The sequence below is a fragment of the Micromonospora sp. NRRL B-16802 genome, from assembly GCF_001279555.1.
Taxonomy (GTDB): Bacteria; Actinomycetota; Actinomycetes; order Mycobacteriales; family Micromonosporaceae; genus Micromonospora; species Micromonospora profundi.
Window position 1 is genome coordinate 44885 of sequence record NZ_LGEB01000064.1, and the last position, 18693, is coordinate 63577.

Genomic DNA, 18693 nt, shown 5'->3' on the forward strand with positions numbered 1-18693 from the left:
CGGCGGGTCAGGCGGCCGGCCGGTTGCCACCGGCCGGGAACGAGACGTGCAGCGGCCGGTATCCGGGGGCGGAGGGATCCACCTCGGAGGCGTCGCGGACGACGAAGAAGCACCGTCCGTCGGGGTCGATCGGCTGTCCGTCGGGACCGGTCACCACCCCGCTGGTGACTGGCGTGAGGGTCTCGTAGAGGTTTGCGTCGACCTGCACGGTGCCGTCGGGCAGCGGGACGAAGGCGACGAGGCGCTCTCCCTCCGACATTGGTCGTCCGTCGACCTTCGCGCTGGACAGGTCGCTCGCGTCGTAGGCGGAGAAACCCGGGGTGGACGCGGTGAGGTGCCAGGTGGCCGGCTCGACGGGTGACGTCGCGGGGGCGGGGATCGGCCGGCCGGATTCGTCGACGGCGAGTGTCGCGGGCAGGGCCGGGGTCTGCTCGGTGGCGGCGGCTCCGGAAGGCAGGGTGGCGGCGAGTGTCGCGGGCAGGGCCGGGGTCGGCGGCATCGCAAACGATCCGGACGGCAGGCTGGAGGCCACCGTGCCGGCCGGCGTGCCCTCGGTGGTCAGGTGCTGGTCTGCCTGGCGGGCCAGCAGCAGGCCGGCCTCACGGGCATTCTCGTCGGCGGTCCGGTACTCCCGGCCGCCGGTTAGGAGGCCGTCGGACGTGTACCGGATCAGACTGATGGCAGCCTTGACGATCTGCTCCACGGCGTCCATGCCCCCGTTGAAGCTGGCACCGAACTCCTTGCCTATCTCGTCGTCGCCCCAGCTGCCGCCGTACTGCACGCGCAGATTCTGGACGTACGCCAGATAGCTTTCGTAGGTCCGGGCGTGCTCGCCATACCTGGCGCCGGTCGAGGTCACGCCGTCCGGATCGACGTAGATCTCGGTGTTGAATTGGGTCATCGCTGTTCCCGGCGGATGCCGAGCATCTCTCGCACGCTGGTGGTCATGCGCGGCTCGGCCGGGAAGTAAGCCTCGGGTCCGGCGGTGCCGCGGACCAGCGCACCCGCATCCATTCCGTCCGGGAGGAGGGGCTTGAGCACGTCCGTGGCCTGAGCCATGGCCTGCTCCTTGGCGTCGCCGTAGGCGGCCAGCAGGGCCGACCGGAGCTCGGCGGGCGTCATCCGCTTGTAGGCGCTGGTAGGGAACTGGACGTCGGTCAGCACACCGTTCTGCCCGACGGTGACGGCGACCTCACGGCGCTGCGACGTCGCGGTCGCCGAGATGGCACGCATCTTCTGCTGCATCTCGCCGAGGCTGCTGCGCTGGCGCTCGTACTCCTGGAACAGGCTCTCGATTCGGGTGGTGAAGTCCATCGCCGGCGGCTCCCTTCCTGCGGCGCCAAGTGAATGCCGGGCTTGGCCCGGACGGAAGGGACCGGCCGCAGGAAGGGCCGTTCGTGCAGCGGCTCTGCATGCGCTTTCGTGTGCCGCAACGGCTCGGACGGATCCGCGTGCAATTTCGACGGACGTTGGTGCATGCCTTGCGCGGGGAGTTGGCAGACCATCGACGCGTCGCCGCACACTTGCCGCTGCGTCGCTGACCGGTCCCGGCGACGCTGCTGACGTCTGTCTACCGAGGAGCATGACTGTGGCATCGAGGAACATCTCCACCACCGAAGAGGGCATGCGTGCCGCGGCGCAGGAGTTCGCGGCGAAAGCCAGTGAGTTCAGCTCGGCCAACCAGAACGTCGATGGTCAGGTCGACATCCTGATGGCCTCGTGGACGGGCCAGGCGGCGATGGGCTTCCAGAGCGCGATGGACTCGTGGGGCCAGTCGTTCAACGAGGTGATCCGCGCGTTGCAGGAAATGCAGACCCAGATGGAGGCGACCCTCGCGGGCTATTCCCGGGGCGAGGACGAGGCGTCGACGTACACCAGCTCCCTCAACTCCGCGCTGCCCGGTTTCTGATCCCTACCTCGCAGAGAGGTCATCACCTTGTCCAACTTCACCTTCAACTTCGCCCAAGCCGACGCCGTTCTTGACGACGTGGCCCGGATCAACCAGCGGATCAACCAGGCTCTCGACGAGCTGGAGAACAACGTCGAGCGCAACCTGGACGCCTGGGAGAGCGAAGAGGTCAAGACGATCTATCAGGACACGAAGCGACGCTGGGACCAGTCCGCCAAGCAGATGAACGCCTTCCTGGAGCGCGCGCGGCTGACCCTGACCAGCGTCTCCGACAACTACGGGGCGACGGAGCGCAGCAACGCCGCCCGCTGGTCCTGACGTTGGCCTTCGCCGCACCGTTCCGCAGGCTCCTCGGCGAGGGCCACGACACCGCACGTAGAGATCGGGAAACATGAGCATCGACCTGGACCGCCCAAGCATCGAGGCTGCCGACGAGATCGACCTGTTCCGGACCTACGACGCGCAGAAAGGCCATCCCGCCGAGGGAGACAGCTGGACTCGCGCGGTGGTCACGAAGATCATCGAGGATCAGGCTCACCGCCACACCGGCGCCCGCAGCTCCGATCTGCAGATGCTCGGTGGGATCGACCGGAGCAAGTACACAGCGGAGGAGCTTGCCGCCTACGACTGGTACAGGTCGCAGACCGAGCCGGGCCGCTGGAAGGAACTGGTCTTCGAACACCGGCAGAAGGACGCGCGGGAGCAGGTCGAACCGCCCGAGGAATTCAATCCGGACCGGAATTACCGCGAGAAGCCGATGCACGCCGTCGAAGGTCTGAACCGCAAGCCGTTCGACGGGCAGGGCGGGCGTGCGGGTGCGGTCGCGGTCAGCACCGAAGCGATCCTCTACTTCGCGAACGTGCTGGAATCGATCGCTCCGATAGCCGGCGGGAACGGGCCGTTGCAGACCGTTGTCAACGTTCTCAATGAGATCAATCCGCGCCCAGGCGCCTTCGCGAAGGCCGAGGTGTATCGCAGGATTCTGGTGCCCGCGGAGGAATCGTCCGGCCTGCAGGGCGAGACGACCAAGACGGTGGTCGACCTTCAGGCCGTTTTCGCGGTGACTCAGACCGAACTGCGGGCGCTGGTCAAGGAGTACGACACTGCCGAGGAGCTGAACGGCCTCACCGTCAAGCAATTCGGCGACGTGATGACCGGGAGCAACACCCGCATCGATGCGCTGGGTGCACCGGCGACCAAGGAGAAGACCTAGGGCGGCAGGGGCACCCCTCCGAACCCTCGATAACCGCTCCTTCGCCCCACCCGAGGTCCAGTCATGCCTGACGAGAACGAGAAGTCCTCCGGCCCCGAGGAACAGTGGAACCACCCGATCGAGGAGGGCGCCACTTTCCCGCCGGTGACCATCTCGCCCTCCGACCCGGACGACTACAAGAAGTGGGCGCGGGAGAGAGGGGGGTGGCGGAAGCTCCGCACCGCGGTCACCGGTGGTGCGGCCATGTCAACCGACGAGGGCCGGCAGCACGCGGAAACACTCGTCAACGCGCAGTCGGTGATGGATGCCGGCGCTGCCTTCGATCTGGCCGGCCGCACTTTCGGTGAGCTGGGGCCCTACTTGCTGACCCATGCACGGGCGATCGCGGGTGAGGGCAAGCCGTGGCAGGGTCCGGCCGCCGACGCGTTCCTCGGTCAGATGGAGTATCTCGCCAAGATTCTCGACGCCCAGAGTGAACGGATCACGGGTCCTCCCGGGACCGGCGGCAGCCGGTCCATCCCTCAGCAGCTCTACAACGACGCCAACGCCCTCGCCTACGCGCAGTATGCGATGGAGTACTACGACCACGCGTTCGCCAACCTTGCCCGCCAGGCCGGCAACGCGGTGGGAGGCGACGGTCTGGTGTCGATCACCGGGTCGCCGCTGGAGACCCCGATGGCCCAGCGCATGGAGGGCGTGATCGACGTACTGGCAAATCAGTACGAAGGTTTCACGCACGAAGCGGTGGTGCCGGTCCGCCGCGACAACCCGAGCACGGTGTCCCCGCCCCCGCCTGCGCCTCCGCCCGCACCGCCTGCGCCTCCGTCCGCCCCGCCTCCGTCCGCCCCGCCTCCGTCCGCCCCGCCTCCGCCCGGTGGACCGAACGTCCGGCCCCCGAACTTCAACAATGCCTCCAACGGCAACGGGTCGAACGGCCCGAACCTGTCGTTGCCGAATCCGCCCCCCACTCCCCGGCCGAACGGCAACGCGACGACCGGCCCGAACGGACCCGCCCTCAATCTGCCGAACGTGCCGAACCCGAACGTCCCGAGGCCGACCGTCCCGAACCCGAACGCGCCGAACCTGAACGTGCCGAATCCGAACGTCCCGAGGCCGAACGTTCCGAACCTGAACCTGCCGGTGCCGCCGGTCCTGCCGCGGCCCAACGGCGCCGGGGTGAACGCGCCCGGCATCGGTCGACCCGGCGGGTCGGGCGGGGGCATCGGATCCGGGATCACGTCGCCGACAGCGCCGAGGGCTCCGGTCGCTCCGCCGGCGCCGGTGGCCCCCGCAGTGCGTCCGCCGGCACTGCCGAACGCCGGTGCCATCGGCAGCGGGGTCAACGTTCCCGGGCTGACCGGAACCTCAGGCAACAACGCCGGCGGGATCCCGCCGGGCGCCCCGCCCGGCTCGCCGGGTGGCGCCGGCAGCGGCTCGGGTGTGCCCGACCGCCCGGATGCCAGCGGCCTGCTGGAGGGCGACGCGGAGGCATGGAAACCGGTCGGCGACCCGGCGCCGCGTCCGCCGGACGTCGGCTCGTTCACCCCACCGGGCGGCGCCGGCCTGCAGACGAGCAAGCCGGCCTCGGGCGCCGCCGCTCCGGGCGGCATGCCGACGATGCCGGGCAGCCCGTCCCCCGGGGCCCCCGGTGGCAACGGCGCTGGTGTGCCGGACCGGCCGGACGCTGCCGGGCTGGTCGAGGGTGACGCCGCCGACTGGGCGGCCGGCGCTGTCGATGCTGTGGACGGACCGGAGGCGCCGGCCGGTGCGGCCCAGGGCATCGGTCTCGGCCTGGACGCCATCGACTCGGATCCGGCAATGGCGGGCGACCGCGGCCCGCAGCTCGCTCAGGCCGGGCCGGCCGGGATGCCGATGATGCCGATGATGCCAGGCATGCCAGGCGGACCGTCCGGCTCCCCGGCTGGAGGCGCTGGTGCGGTGCCGGACCGCCCGGACGCGTCCAGCCTGGTCGCAGGGGAGGACACCGAGTGGACGCCGACCACCCCGGCGGCCGGCATCGACGGCCAGCCAGGCGAAATCCCGGCCGGCGGGATCGGGCCGACCACGGGCGGGCCGGTCTCCGTGCCGATGCCGGTCTTCGGCGTGATCGACCCGCCGACCAGCGAACGGGAGCGGGAACGGACGGTGGGCGCGCTGCCGCACGTCCCGGGCGCCGGCGTGTTGGAGGCGGCGGCCGCCGTCCGGCCCGAGGCCGCCGCGTTGCTGGTCGAGGCGGCCGGCGCCTGGGGCGCCACCGCACCGGAGGTTCCGGCCGACGAGGTGGTGCCACTGCTCCGCCTCGACGACGCCGACGCGGACGTGGCGGCTTGGGACGACACGGACGGGAGTTGGCTGCTGGCCGACGAGCCGGGCGAAGGGAGAGACACCGATGGCTGATCGGAACGGCACGGACGAGGCGCCCCTGCGGGTGTGGCGGCGATCCACCGAACGGGCCGCCGCCCCCGCCGACGAGCCGAAGCTGTTCTGCGGCGGGCCGGATCGCACCGTCGACGAGATCTTCGAGGAGATGCGCGAGCGCAAGCGGCAGTGGGACGAAGAGCGCGAACGGCAGAAGGCCGAAGCCGAATCGGAGCGTACGGACAAGAAGAAGGACGACGCGGACGACCAGGCCGCCGTCGATCGGTTCCGCAACGACCGGTACGCGGTCAAGCTGCTGCGCCAGGACACCACCGCCTGGGGTGACGGGCCCTCCCTGTCGGGGACTCTCGGATGAGTACGGTCACCGTCAAGCGTCCGCCGCGCGCCACCGGTCCCGACGCGCCCGAGGGCGAGGTGAACCTGCAGGAGCCCCCGCTGATGGCGGAGGAGGCCCCGCTCGACTTCCGGTCCTTCGCGATGGTTGTGCCGATGGGCCTCGGCATGGGCGCCATGATGGCGATGTTCGGCCTCTACAGCCGGGCCCCGATCATGTACGTGATGGGCGGCGCGATGGCCGCCGGTATGCTCCTGATGGGCGTGGTACAGGTGGGCCGGGGCGCCGCCGAGCGTAAGCGCAAGATGCTCGGTGAGCGACGCGACTTCCTGCGCTACATCGCCCAGCTGCGCAAGGAGGCCCGCGCCTCGGCCGACGAGCAGCGCCGGCACGTGCTGTGGGACAACCCGCAACCGGACTGGCTGTGGTCGGTCGCGATGAGCAGCCGACTGTGGGAGCGCCGGCCGACCCACGACGACTTCGCCCGGGTACGCATCGGCCTCGGACGGCAGAACGCGATGCGTGCCTTCACCCCGCCGACCACCAAACCGGTGGAAGACCTGGAACCGCTGTCGTCGATCGCGTTGCGCCGGTTCGCCGAGGCGTACCGGACGGTCTCCGGAATTCCGATCTCGGTGAACCTGCGCAGTTTCACAAGCATCGAGTTCGAGGGCGCGGCCGGGCCGGCGGTCGCGCTGGCCAGGGCCATGGTCGCCCAGCTGGTCACGCTGCACGCGCCGGACGAGCTGCGGGTCGCGGTCCTGGCGCCGGAGGTGCACCGGGGGCCGTGGGAGTGGGTCAAATGGCTGCCGCACAACGCGCACGCGGGTAGTGCCGACGCCGCCGGGCCGGCCCGGCTCTTCGCCGGCACGCACGACGCGCTGATGGACCTGCTCGGCACCGACGTCACCGACCGCGGTGACCACGACCGGACGGCCCGTCCCTCGTCGACCGAGCCGTTCCTGGTGATCGTCGCTCACCTGACCGAACTGCCGGACCACTCCCGGCTGCTCGGCGCCGGCCTGCGCAACGTGGTGCTGCTCGACCTGACCGGGGCGATGCCGGGCGGGCCGAAGGTGCTGCGGCTGACCGCGGACGGCGCCGAGGTGCGCTACCCGGCCGGCGAGGTCACCGGTTCGGCGGTGCGTGACGAGTTGGCCGAGGCGCAGGCGCTCGCGCTGGCCCGGATCATCGCTCCGAAGCGGACCAGCGGCACCTTGGACATCGTCGAGGAGCCGCTGGAGACCAGCTTCGAGCTGACCGCGCTGCTCGGCATCCGGGATGCGAACACCTTCGACGTGCCGGCCCTGTGGCGGACCCGGCAGCCGCAGCGCAACCGGCTGCAGGTGCCGATCGGGGTCACCGAGGACGGCGAGGTGATCGAGCTCGACCTGAAGGAGTCGGCCCAGGGCGGCATGGGTCCGCACGGCCTGCTCATCGGTGCGACCGGGTCGGGCAAGAGCGAGCTGCTGCGTACGCTCGTCGTCGCGCTCGCCGCGACGCACTCCTCGGAGATCCTCAACCTGGTGCTGGTGGACTTCAAGGGCGGCGCCACGTTCATCGGCATGGAACACCTGCCGCACACCTCCGCGGTGATCACCAACCTGGCCGACGAGCTTCCACTGGTCGACCGGATGCAGGACGCGCTCAACGGCGAGATGACCCGGCGCCAGGAGATGCTGCGGGCCAGCGGGTACGCGTCCCTGTTCGACTACGAGAAGGCGCGCGCGTCCGGTGCGCAGCTGGTGCCGTTCCCGACGCTGCTGATCGTCGTGGACGAGTTCTCCGAGCTGCTGTCCAGCAAGTCCGAGTTCATGGACCTGTTCGTGTCCATCGGCCGGCTGGGCCGCAGCCTCGGCGTCCACCTGCTGCTCGCCTCGCAGCGGCTGGACGAGGGCCGGATCAACCGGGTCGAGGGCCACCTGTCGTACCGACTGGCACTGCGCACGTTCTCCTCGATGGAGTCGCGTGCGGTGATCGGCGTCGGCGCCGCCTACGAGCTGCCGTCCGAGCCGGGCAACGGCTACCTCAAGGTGGACACCACCAACCTGGTGCGGTTCAAGTCGGCGTACGTCTCCGGGCCGTACACCGGCACTGGGGCGCGCCTGGAGGCGGGCACGGACGTCGACGTGGTGGCCGCCGACGTGGTGCCGTTCACCACCCGGAACGTCCCGTTGCCCGAGCCGGTCGAGCGCCTGACGGCACCGGCTGAGGGCGCCGCCGCACCGGCGGACGACGCGCCGGCCGAGGCGAGCGGTCCCACCCTGGTCGAGGTGCTGCTCAAGCGACTGACCGGGGCCGGGCCGCCGGCGCGGCAGATCTGGCTGCCGCCGCTGTCCACGGCGCCCACCCTGGACTCGCTGCTGCCCAGTGTCGTACCCCATCCGGTCTTCGGCATGTCCGTCGAGGACCTGTCGGTCCGCGGGCGGCTGCGGGTGCCGGTGGGCGTGGTCGACAAGCCGCAGGATCAGCTGCGGGAACTGCTGGTCGTGGACCTGGCGACGGCCGACGGCCACGTGGGCATCGCCGGTGCGCCGCAGAGCGGCAAGTCGACCCTGCTGCGGTCGATGATGCTCGCCCTGGCGCTGACCAACACGCCGGCCGAGGTGCAGTTCTACGGCCTGGACTTCGGCGGCGGTGGGCTCACCTCGGTCGCCGGTCTGCCGCACGTCGGCTCGATCGCCACCCGGCTGGAGCGTGACCGGGTGGTGCGCACGCTTGAGGAGATCAGCCAGGTCATGGAGCGGCGGGAGGTCGAGTTCACCGAGCGTGGGCTGGACTCCATGACGTCGTACCTGGCGGCCCGCAGTCGGGGTGAACTCGAGGACCCGCACGGCCACGTGTTCCTGGTCGTCGACGGCTGGTACACGATGAAGCAGGACTTCCCCGACCTGGAGAGCCGCGTCCAGGAGATCGCCTCGCGCGGGCTGTCGTTCGGCGTACACATCGTGGTGACCACCACCCGCTGGTCGGAGCTGCGCACCTGGCTGCGCGACCTGCTGGGCACGAAGCTGGAGCTGCGGCTGGCCGACTCGATGGAGTCGGAGTTCGGCTCCCGCAAGGCGGCGACAGTGCCCAACCAGCCGGGCCGCGGCCTCACCCCGGACGGGCTGCACTTCCTCGGCGCGCTGCCCCGGATCGACGGCCATGCGGCGACCGCCGACCTGGCCGAGGCCACCAAGTCGGTCACCGAGGAGGCCGCGACGTTCTGGAGCGGCCCGCCCGCACCGCCGGTGCGCCTGCTGCCCACCCAGCTGCCCGCGGCGTACCTGCCCGACCCGGAGCCGGAGCTGCGGATCTGCCTCGGTCTCGACGAGCAGCGGCTGGCGCCCGTGTGGCACGACTTCATGGTCACGCCGCACCTGCTGGTTTTCGGCGACAACGAGACCGGCAAGACGAACATGCTGACCCTGATCCTGCGCGCCATTCAGCGGCGGTACACGCCGGAGCAGGCGAAGGTGGTGCTCGGCGACTCGCGGCGGGACCTGGACACCGCGATCGGCCAGGAGTACCAGGTCGGATCCAGCTTCACCGGCGACGGGCTGTTCGAGCTGGCAGGCAAGGCGTCGGTGTCGGTCAACCGCCGGGTGCCGGGCGCGGACATCTCGTCCGAGCGGATGCGCCGCCGGGACTGGTGGGAGGGTCCAGAACTGTTCGTGGTGGTCGACGACTACGACCTGCTGACCCGCGGCACCGGCGTCGGCTCCACGTTGGAGCCACTGTTGCCGCTTCTGGCCCAAGGCGTGTACATCGGTCTGCACGTGATCGTGGCCCGGAGCACCTCCGGCGCGATGCGGGCGATGATGGACCCGGTCATCCGCCGGATGTGGGAGCTGGGCACCCCGGCGATGTTGTTCTCCTACCCCAAGGAGGAGGGCAAGTTCCTCGGCGAGGCCGCGCCGCGCCGGCTGCCCGCCGGACGGGCTCAACTGGTCACTCGCCGCGGGGTGCGGCTGATGCAGACAGGCAACGCGCTGGGCCGGGCCGCCGGATGAGGCGGGACCGGCAGAGGAGAGGACGACGCGGATGAGCGCCGTTGTTCAGGCGGACAAGTGCCGCATCACAGTGGTCGGGCCGGAGCGTCGGATCGACCTGGCGGTCCCGGTCACCACCACGGTCGCCGGTCTGCTGCCGGTCCTGGTCGGCCACGCCGTACCGGCACACCAGCAGGACGACGCCACCGGCAGCGGCTGGGTGCTGCAACGGCTGGGTGGTGCGCCGTTCGAGCTGACCGGCACCCCGGAGACGCTGGAGTGGCTGGACGGCGAGGAGATCCACCTGCGCCGGGCCGAGGACCCGCTGCCCGAGCTGGACTTCGACGACCTGGCTGAGGGCGTGGCGACGTCCGTCAACCGGCGGTCCGACCGGTGGCAGCCGGAGTACCGCCGGGTGTTGTTCCTGGTGCTGTCGGCGGTGGCGATGACCACCGTCGCGTTGGTGATCACCGACCGTGGCCCGGTGGCCGGGCAGATCCTGTCGGCCGGCGTGCTCGCCGCCGCGATGCTGGTCGCGGCGCTTGTCGCCGCCCGCAAGCTGACCGACGAGGCGTTCGGCCTGCTGTTCGGCGGTGCTGCGGCCCTCTTCGCGGGGATGGCCGCGGTCAGCGCGGTGGACGGTGACCCGGACGGCATGTCCTGGACCGGGCTGGCGACGCTGGCCGCGGCGTCCGCGGTCGTCGTCGTGACCGGGGTCCTGCTGGTCTGCCAGCGTACTGTCACGCCGCGGCTGCCGTTCACCCCGTTGCTGCTGGTCGGGGTCAGCGCCGCGACGGTGGTGCTCGTGCTGGTGTCCGGTCAGCTCGCCGGGATGACAGCCGCCCAGGTCTCGGCCGTCGCCGCCGCGGTGATCCTGGCGATCGTGGTGCTCGCCCCCCGCGCCGCGGTGAAGTTCGCCCGGCTGCGCGGCCCGCAGCTGCCCAAGACCGGCGCCGACCTGCAGTACGACATCGAGCCGACGGACTCCGGCCTGGTCCGGGAGCGGACCGCTGACGCGGACACCTACCTGACCGCCGGGCTCGGCTCGGCCGCGCTGCTGCTGCCGTTCCTGTTCGCCTTCACCATGCGTACGCCCGGCTGGTCGGGCTCGACGCTGGTCGCCCTGATCTCCGCGGCGGTCCTGCTGCGGGCCCGCTCGTACTTCGGGGTCTGGCACCGGATCGCGCTGGTGACCGCCGGGACCACGGGCTGCCTGCTGGTGGTCGCGCAGCTCTCCGGCTCCCTGTCGATCGGAGGGCGTTACGTCCTGCTCGCCGGTCTGGTCGCGCTGCTGGTGCCGTTGGTGATGGCGGCGGTGCGGCCCTGGCCGCGGCGGATGCTCCCGTTCTGGGAGTACGCCGCGACGTTCTTCGACGTGGTGACCGCGCTGGCCGTGCTGCCGGTGCTCGCCCAGGTGCTCGGCCTGTACGGCTGGGCCCGCGGACTGTTCGGGTAGGCGCGCCGTGCAGACTCAGCGCGACCACGTCCACGCCCACCAGTTCATGATGGGCCGGCTCAGCTCGGCCCTGGTGCTCGGCGACCCGTCCGGCGCCGAGGTGCCCGGCCGCCGGGCCCTCACCGGCCTGGTGTTCGGCGTACTCATCGCGGTGCTGGTGGTGGCCGGTTTCGGGGTGTACGGCTGGATCGTCCCCGGCGGCAGCACGGCCTACCGGCAGCCCGGCCTGATCCTGGTGGAAAAGGAGACCGGCAGCCGTTACGTCTACGCCGACGGCCTGCTGCATCCGGTGATCGACCGGCCGGCGGCGATGCTCTGGCAGGGCCCGTCGGCGAAGGTGAAGCTGATCTCGCAGGCCTCTCTGGCCGATGTGCCGCGAGGTGACGTGCTGGGCATCCCGGACGGGCCGCGGGAGATCCCGGCGCCGCAGTCCTTCGTGGCCGGTCCGTGGCTGGCCTGCCTGTCTGGACGGCCGGGCGACTCGGGTCGGGGCGGGCTGGGCATGAATCTCGACCCCCGCGCACCGGCCACCCCGATCCCGCCGGAACGGCTCATCGTGGTGCGGGACCCGGACGGCAAGATCCACCTGATCGCTCAGGGCAGCCGGTTCCGGGTGACCGACGACGCCGTTCTGGTCGCGCTCGGCATCAGCGCGGGCGACGCGATCCCGGCCACCGAGCCCTGGCTGAGCCAGCTTCCCGCCGGACCGGACCTGGCCCCCGCCGGGATCGACGGCGAGGGCCGCGACGGGCCGCGGATCGCCGGCCGGTCCTACGACGTCGGGACCCTGTTCCGGCAGAACGCCGGCGCCGCCGGCGAGCAGTTCTTCGTGCTGCGCAAGGGCGGGCTGGCGGCGCTGAGCGAGACCGAGTTCCTCTTCGCCGGCGTACGCAGCCGGTCCGCGCCGGTCACGCTGGCCGGCGCCGATCTGCTGGACGCGCCCCGGTCGGCGGACCGGACGCTGCTCGACCGGCTGCCCGACCTGGCCGGTGCGGCGGAGCACCGGCTCGACGACCGGATCCTCTGCCTGCGCCAGACACCCACTGCGGCGAACGCTGTCTACAGCGTCCTGGTCGAGGCGCCCCGGACGATGGCCGTCGACGCGAACGGCCGGGGCGTGGTGTTCGGTCCAGCCGGCGGCGGGATGGCCGTGTACGGCGTACCGGTCGCCCCCGGCACCACACCGCCGGTCGTCTTCGTCTCCTCCGGCGGGGTCGCCTTCGCGCTGAAGGACGCGCAGGCCGCGGCGGCACTGAAGATCAACCAGGTACGACCGGTCCCGTTCCCCCGCGAACTGCTGGCCACCCTCCGGCAGGGACCGACGCTGAGCCGCGAGGCCGTCACTTTTCTCGCAGAAGGGTAGGCCGACATGGCATCCGCGATCTGGCAGAAACGGCGCCGCCGCCGGGACGACGAGCCCATCGTCCAGCACATGGTGGGCAACGCGATGGTTCTGCACGCCCCCGACTCGATCAGCGCGGAGGCGCAGTCGCTCGCCCTGGCGGTCACCGAGGACGCCGACAACGACGTGGTGGTACTCGACCTGGTCGAGGGCCTCGCCATCGACTCGTGGGAGTCGATGGCCAACGTGCTGCCCCGGCGCCGCCGCGGCATCCGGCTGATGGCGTGCGGCCGGCACCGGGACTCCGCGGCGATGGCCGGGCAGTGGCTGTCCGAGCGGCTGAACCGTACTGTCATCGCACCCGACGGCGACCTGGTGCGCGGAGCCGGCGGTGCGCTCCTGGTGCACTCCAACCGGCGAAGCGGCTGGGTGCGTTTCCGGCCCGGTCGGCCGCCGAGCTGGGACGCCAAGCGGTACCCCGCGCCGGTGTGGGACGGCGCGGTCATCGAGAACCGGGCGACCAGCGCCACCGCCGGCATCCAGCCGCTGCCCGGTGGTGTGTGGATCCACGACAGCCAGTCCCCGCAGATCATCGCCCAGCACCGGCGGCAGCTGACCGACGACGTCCCGTGCGACCCGGAGACGATGACGGTGCTGCTGGGATGCCCGGGAACGCCGCCGTTGTCGCTGGACGACGTGGTGCGGTTCTGGCGTGAGCTGGAGCCGGACGTGCAGGCGCGGGCCCGTTTCGTGCAGTACGGCGAGGTCCGGCTCCCCGAGGGCGAGGCGCTGGGGCAGGCACTGGCGGACCTGTTCGGCACCTCGGTGATCTGTTACACCGGCGTGCCGGTCGGCACCCAACGGGAACGGCAGGTCCGCACGGTACGCGCGGACGGAACCCGCGGGTGGCCGCCGTTCGCCATCGAACTCGGCTACACCCCGCGGGCGCACGAGAACTCCCGCGCCGCCCGGCCGGTCATCCTCAGCCACCGGCCGCCGCTGCGCTGGACCGAGGAGATCGACCCCCGCGTCTACTGGTACGCCCCCGACGCCGTCGTCGAGGTGGTCGAGGCGGGCCTGTGGGTGCGTGCGGTGGACGAGCCGGGCAACGCCGAGCGGGTGCGCGCGGCGACACTGGACACCTCAGGGGTGACGCTGATCTTCGACGACTCGGAGCCCAAGCGCGTCGACCGCCTGCGGGGGCTGGCCGCGGACCTGGCGGCCCGGCTGCCGGAGCGCGAGGGCGGGACCCTGATGGCCGCGTCGGTGCTCACTCCGGGTAGCAAGTCGGCAGGCCGGGCGGACGCTACCCTCGACGTCACCCCGATCGCCGCCCTGAACGGTGTTCCGGTGGAGATCAAGGCAGCACCGGCCGTCGAGGCGCCGCCGGCCGTGGCGGTGGCAGCGGTGGTCGAGTCACCGGCCGTGGAGCCCCTCTCCGAGCGGACGCTCGCGCTCCGTATGCCCGCCGCGTCGCCGCCGATCGGCGAGCCCCGGCCCGCCCGAGGTGTGGCCTCGATCGACCGTGTTGATCAACCGGTGCCGCCTCCGCCCACAGCGTTTTTGCGGCCTGCGGCGTCCGTGCCGCCGCCACCTGCGGCGTTCATGCTGCCCGTGCCGCCCGTCGTGCCGCCTGCGCCGCCGCCACCCGCTGCGTCCGACGCGCCGCCGACCCCGGACGTCATGCCGCCTGCGCTGCCGCCACCTGCGGCGCTCGAGGCGCCGACCCCGGACGTCGAGCCGCCTGCGCTGCCGCCACCTGCGGCGTTCGTGCCGCCCGCGCCGGCGGTTGTGCCGCCTGCGTTGCCGTCGCCTGCGGTGGACCCCGCGCCGGCGGTGGCCCCGCCATCCATGCCGACCGGGGTCGTCCTGCCCGTCGACGTCGAAACGGCGGCTGACACCCCGGTGCCGGCGCGGTCAGCCGAGGCGACGAAACCACCCACCGAGGCGGCATCCGAGGAAACCCCACCTCGCACTACCGCCGGCATCGTGCGGGTGCAGCCGGTTCCCACCGCGTCGGCGAGCGCGCTGCTGCCCTCCCGGCCGCTGGACGAGGAACGCGGCTGGCTGCGCCGTACGCTGAGCCGGGAATTCGACCACATGGCGTCCTCGGTGTCGCGGATCATCTCCGAGCACCCCGGTTTGCAGGCCGGCGGCACCCCGGCCGGCGACCTGCTCGCCGACTCGGTCGCCGTACGGCTGTACCTCACCCGCCGTGGCGAACGCGTCAACGCGGCCCTGCGGACCGGCGTGGCCGGCCCGCACGTGCCGTTCGCCCGGTGCGTGGTTGCCGGTCTGTCGCGGCTTCCGTCGTTTCGCGGGAGCACGATGTTCCGCATCTCGCCGGACGAACGGGAGTGGGCGTTGTACCGCGGCCGCAAGCTGGTCACGGACTGGTCGCTGGTCAACGCGCTGACGCGTCCGCACGAGGGCCAGGAGGGTGACACCGACCTGCTGATCTGGTCGATGACGGCCCGACGTACGGCGCTGCTCGAACCGGAGGGCGAGGACCGGATCGAGGACCGCGTGCTGTTCCTGCCGGGAACGAGTTTCAAGATTCTCGAGGCGCGGCCGCCTGCTGACGGTCAACGCGGAGCGATTCTGCTGCGCGAGATCGGCACCAACGAGATCGACGCGGACGGCCGGCTCCACCAGAACGGTGCGTCCCTGGACGAGTTGGCGAACACCGCGCTGCACCGCAGCCTGGAACGCTGGGGGACGCCGACGCCGACGCCGACGCCGTCGCCGTCGCCGGTCACCGCCACGACACGTGGCTGTTTCCGGGTCCTGCCCGGCTTGGACGGAGAAGGTGAGGGCCGATGAGCCGACAGGTGTTGACAGTGGGAGGGGCGGAGCCGGGTGCCTTCGCGACGATCGGTGCCGCCGTCGCACGGGCCGATCCCGACGCGACGATCATTGTGCATCCCGGCCGGTACGCGGAACGGTTGGTGCTCGACAAGAGGGTGACGATCAGTGCGGCGCCGGGCGGCCCCGTGGAGGTGCACGTCGAAGAGGGCAGCGTGCTGGTCGTACGTGGCCAGGGTGCCCAATTGCGGGGCGTCACGTTGATCAGCGAAGACTCGCAGCTGGCAGCCCTGGACGTCTACGCAGGCGAGGTGGCGCTCGACGACTGCCGGGTGACCGGCGCGGCGTGGACGGCGTTGCTCGCCCGGATGGACGGCTCCCTGGCCCTGCGCGGCTGTGACGTCCGAGCCCCGTCGGGCGCGGGGATCGTGGTGATGTCCGCGGGCGTCAGCACCGTCGAGGACACGCTTGTGCACGACGTTGGCACCTCCGGCGTGGTGGTAAGCGAGCACGGGTCCCTGACCCTGCGGCGCTGCGTCGTCCGAGGTGCTGCGGCGAACGGCGTGTGCGCCAACGGTGATGCTCGACTTGTCATGGAGCAGTGCGAGGTCGAAGCCTCGGCGAAGCCGGCGATCGTCGTCGAGCAGCGTGCCACAGCCCAGATCCGGCACCTGACGGTGACCGGCAGCGCCAACGTGGACCTGTTCCTTCGTGGCGCGATCGACGTGTCGATAAGCGATTCCACATTCAGCGGGGCCGCGGTGCAGTCGGCGCACATCACCGACGGCGCCGCCCCTCGATTCACCCGCTGCGCGTTCAGCGAAGCCGGTCACACCGCGATCCACGTCGGCGGCGGGGCGCGGCCGGAGTTCACCGAGTGCATCGTCACCGACACCCCGGTGGGAGTTCACGCGGAGAACGCCAGTCCGCACCTGAACGGCGTGACGGTGCGCGGCACGAGCGAGCACGCCGTCATCGTGACCGGGGAGAGCGCCGTCAGGCTGCGGCGCCTACGAGCGAATTCGACGGGCGGCGTCGCGGTGCGGGACGGAGCCACCGTCGACGGCGTCGACCTGGTCCTGGAGGGCGTCGCCGCGCCGGTGCTGACGCTCGCGGACGGGTCCCGGGCAGTCCTGCGCGATGTCCGGGTGACCGCCGCCGGGCCGGACGCGGTGACAGCTACCGGCAGTTCCCGCCTGGATCTGCGGTCGGCGGTGCTGACGGGCGGGGGCCTGCGGGTGGACAACGCCGAGTTGGAGGTGACCGACACCGAGATCCGCGAGGCGGCGCGGGACGGTCTGCTGGTGCAGGACCGGGCCGCTGTCACCGCGACCCGGCTGCGGGTGCGGCGGGCCGGCGCCGACGGCGTCCGGTTGACAAGCGGCGGCGCCGGTCGCTTCACCGACTGCGAGATCCTCGACAGTGCTGTCACCGGCTTCAACGTGGACACCGCCGAACCGGTGTCGCTGGTGCGATCGGTCGTCCGCAACAGCGGCAAGAGCGACCTGCGCCGGGCCGAGGGCTCCCACCTGACGGTGGAGTCGCTCACCAGTGGCGGGCCGCCGGTCGGTCAGCCCGTGCGGGAACAGGCTGTCCGGGACGACACCGATGCGGAGCCGCGGCAGGATCAGGGATCCGACGAACTGAGCGGCCCGCTGCAGGAGCTCAACAGCCTGATCGGTCTGCGCGGCGTCAAGCAGGAGGTGACCGCGCTGATCAACCTGATGAAGATGGCGCAGGTGCGACAGCAGCGGGGGCTGCCGATGCCGCCGATGAGCCGGCACCTGGTCTTCGCCGGACCGCCGGGTACCGGCAAGACCACCGTCGCACGCCTGTACGGCTCGGTGCTGGCCGAACTCGGCATCCTGTCGAAGGGGCACATGGTCGAGGCGGCGCGCGCCGACCTGGTGGGGCAGTACATCGGGTCGACCGCGATCAAGACCACCGAGCTGGTCACCAAGGCGCTCGGCGGGGTGCTCTTCATCGACGAGGCGTACACGCTGTCGGCCGGCTCCGGCGGCTCGGGGCCGGATTTCGGCCAGGAGGCCATCGACGCGTTGATGAAGATGATGGAGGACCACCGCGACGAACTGGTCGTCATCGTCGCCGGGTACTCCGAGTTGATGGAGCAGTTCCTCGCCTCGAACCCCGGTCTGGCCTCCCGCTTCACGCGCACCGTCGAGTTCCCCAACTACTCCGTCGAGGAACTTGTCACAATCACCTCCAACCTGTGCGGGAAGCACTACTACGAGCTGACCGACGACGCGGTGGGAGCCCTCACCACGTACTTCGAGCGCATCCCGAAGAACTCGACGTTCGGCAACGGCCGGGTGGCGCGCAAACTCTTCGAGGCGATGATCAACAATCAGGCGTCCCGCCTCGCCGCCGAACCGCCGTCCACGGAGATCCAGCTCAACCGGCTCACCGCCGCCGACATCGAGCCGGAGCTGGCCTCCCTCGCCGAGCTGCCGATGGAGCAGACCGCACAGCTGGATGTCGCCACCCACCCGCGAGAGGCCGTAGCAGCCTCCCGGACGTGGGCGCGTGTCGCCAACCTGGTCGGTGCCCCGTCCGTACGCGAGGCCCTCGGGCAGGCCGTGGTGGGACTCTGCGATCTACACGGTCGCCGCCGGGCGTTCGGACGAGCCGGGAACATCATCATCTCCGGCCAGCGGGGCACTGGCCGCAGCGAGTTCGCCCGGCTGTACGTGATGCTCCTGTCGGAGCTGAATCTGATCCCCATCGGCCAGCAGGTACGGATGTCCACCCGGGACCAGCTCGCGCCGCAGTGGGCCGGGCAGGCCGACGACCTGATCCGGGCAGCGCTCCAGGAGGCAACCGGCGGGGGCCTGGTCGTGGAGGCCACCGGGGAGGAACAGGACGCGGAGGTCGTCCACGCGCTTGTCGAGCAGGTCCGGGCCGCCCCGGGGGGACCCGTCGTCGTCCTTGTCGGCGAACCCGCCGGCCTGGCCGCACTTCACTCCGCGGTACCCGGCATCCCGGAGACGTTCGGCCAGGAATGGTCCGTGCCCGCCTACTCCCCGGCCGAGCTCGGCGAGATCGCGGTACGGCACCTGCTGCGTCGCGGGCACATCGTCCCCGACGACGTGCGGGCCGCCATCGTCGAGCTGGCAACGAATCTGCCCGCACAGACGGTCCACGCGGCCCACCGATTCTCGTACGCCCTGACCCGCACCGCCGCATCGCGGACGCTCGCGCCGGCCGACCTCACCGGCTCCGCGCCGGCGTCGATGTCCGGCGGCCTGTCCGCGGTCGGCTGA

At 71.5% G+C, this 18693-nt stretch carries 11 protein-coding genes and 2 pseudogenes; 11 read left to right on the top strand and 2 right to left on the bottom strand.

Annotation, left to right across the window (positions count from 1 at the left end):
- Positions 1-7: 7 nt before the first annotated feature.
- Both ADK66_RS17115 and ADK66_RS17120 read right to left on the bottom strand, forming a co-directional pair.
- Entirely contained in the window at positions 8-901 is an 894-nt protein-coding gene (locus tag ADK66_RS17115; RefSeq protein ID WP_053656471.1) for a hypothetical protein, read from the bottom strand.
- Positions 898-1314: a YbaB/EbfC family nucleoid-associated protein gene (locus ADK66_RS17120; protein WP_053656473.1), complete on the bottom strand. Its 417-nt coding sequence runs from the start codon at positions 1312-1314 to the stop codon at positions 898-900. The genes ADK66_RS17115 and ADK66_RS17120 overlap by 4 nt, the downstream gene beginning before the upstream one ends.
- A gap of 268 nt (positions 1315-1582) precedes the next feature.
- Here ADK66_RS17120 and ADK66_RS17125 point away from each other — a divergent pair, with 268 nt between their 5' ends.
- The 11 genes and pseudogenes from ADK66_RS17125 to ADK66_RS17170 all read left to right on the top strand — a co-directional run bounded on the left by ADK66_RS17125 (position 1583) and on the right by ADK66_RS17170 (position 18693).
- Complete coding sequence (locus ADK66_RS17125) at positions 1583-1909, top strand: WXG100 family type VII secretion target (RefSeq protein ID WP_082377503.1); 327 nt, start codon at positions 1583-1585, stop codon at positions 1907-1909.
- A gap of 27 nt (positions 1910-1936) precedes the next feature.
- The gene (locus ADK66_RS17130) at positions 1937-2227 is read left to right on the top strand and encodes a WXG100 family type VII secretion target (RefSeq protein ID WP_053656475.1); all 291 of its coding nucleotides are present in this window, start codon (positions 1937-1939) and stop codon (positions 2225-2227) included.
- A gap of 73 nt (positions 2228-2300) precedes the next feature.
- A complete protein-coding gene (locus ADK66_RS17135; protein WP_053656476.1) occupies positions 2301-3122 on the top strand; it encodes a hypothetical protein in 822 nt (273 codons plus the stop codon).
- Positions 3123-3185: 63 nt separating this feature from the next.
- On the top strand, positions 3186-5519 hold the full coding sequence (locus tag ADK66_RS32630) for a hypothetical protein (RefSeq protein WP_053656478.1): 2334 nt from the start codon (positions 3186-3188) through the stop codon (positions 5517-5519).
- Positions 5512-5856: a hypothetical protein gene (locus ADK66_RS17145; RefSeq protein ID WP_053656480.1), complete on the top strand. Its 345-nt coding sequence runs from the start codon at positions 5512-5514 to the stop codon at positions 5854-5856. Before ADK66_RS32630 ends, ADK66_RS17145 begins: the two co-directional genes overlap by 8 nt.
- Positions 5853-8001, top strand: a pseudogene (gene eccCa / locus ADK66_RS32720) (type VII secretion protein EccCa); the annotation flags it as partial. The gene ADK66_RS17145 and the pseudogene eccCa, both read left to right, overlap by 4 nt.
- A gap of 86 nt (positions 8002-8087) precedes the next feature.
- Positions 8088-9830, top strand: a pseudogene (gene eccCb, locus ADK66_RS32725) (type VII secretion protein EccCb); the annotation flags it as partial.
- A 31-nt stretch (positions 9831-9861) separates the two neighbouring features.
- Positions 9862-11265 carry a type VII secretion integral membrane protein EccD gene (eccD, locus tag ADK66_RS17155; protein ID WP_053656484.1) on the top strand — a complete coding sequence of 468 codons (1404 nt, stop codon included), beginning with the start codon at positions 9862-9864 and terminating at the stop codon, positions 11263-11265.
- A 7-nt stretch (positions 11266-11272) separates the two neighbouring features.
- Positions 11273-12628, top strand: coding sequence for a type VII secretion protein EccB (eccB, locus tag ADK66_RS17160; RefSeq protein ID WP_053656486.1), 1356 nt, complete (start codon positions 11273-11275; stop codon positions 12626-12628).
- 6 nt (positions 12629-12634) lie between these two features.
- Complete coding sequence (locus ADK66_RS17165; protein WP_053656488.1) at positions 12635-15430, top strand: hypothetical protein; 2796 nt, start codon at positions 12635-12637, stop codon at positions 15428-15430.
- Positions 15427-18693, top strand: a complete 3267-nt coding sequence (locus tag ADK66_RS17170) for a right-handed parallel beta-helix repeat-containing protein (protein WP_053656490.1) — start codon at positions 15427-15429, stop codon at positions 18691-18693. The genes ADK66_RS17165 and ADK66_RS17170 overlap by 4 nt, the downstream gene beginning before the upstream one ends.

Coding starts and splice junctions, on each gene's coding strand:
- ADK66_RS17115 (WP_053656471.1), bottom strand. CDS start 901: ATGACCCAATTCAACACCGAGATCTACGTCGATCCGGACGGCGTGACC.
- ADK66_RS17120 (WP_053656473.1), bottom strand. CDS start 1,314: ATGGACTTCACCACCCGAATCGAGAGCCTGTTCCAGGAGTACGAGCGC.
- ADK66_RS17125 (WP_082377503.1), top strand. CDS start 1,583: ATGACTGTGGCATCGAGGAACATCTCCACCACCGAAGAGGGCATGCGT.
- ADK66_RS17135 (WP_053656476.1), top strand. CDS start 2,301: ATGAGCATCGACCTGGACCGCCCAAGCATCGAGGCTGCCGACGAGATC.
- ADK66_RS32630 (WP_053656478.1), top strand. CDS start 3,186: ATGCCTGACGAGAACGAGAAGTCCTCCGGCCCCGAGGAACAGTGGAAC.
- ADK66_RS17145 (WP_053656480.1), top strand. CDS start 5,512: ATGGCTGATCGGAACGGCACGGACGAGGCGCCCCTGCGGGTGTGGCGG.
- eccD (WP_053656484.1), top strand. CDS start 9,862: ATGAGCGCCGTTGTTCAGGCGGACAAGTGCCGCATCACAGTGGTCGGG.
- ADK66_RS17165 (WP_053656488.1), top strand. CDS start 12,635: ATGGCATCCGCGATCTGGCAGAAACGGCGCCGCCGCCGGGACGACGAG.
- ADK66_RS17170 (WP_053656490.1), top strand. CDS start 15,427: ATGAGCCGACAGGTGTTGACAGTGGGAGGGGCGGAGCCGGGTGCCTTC.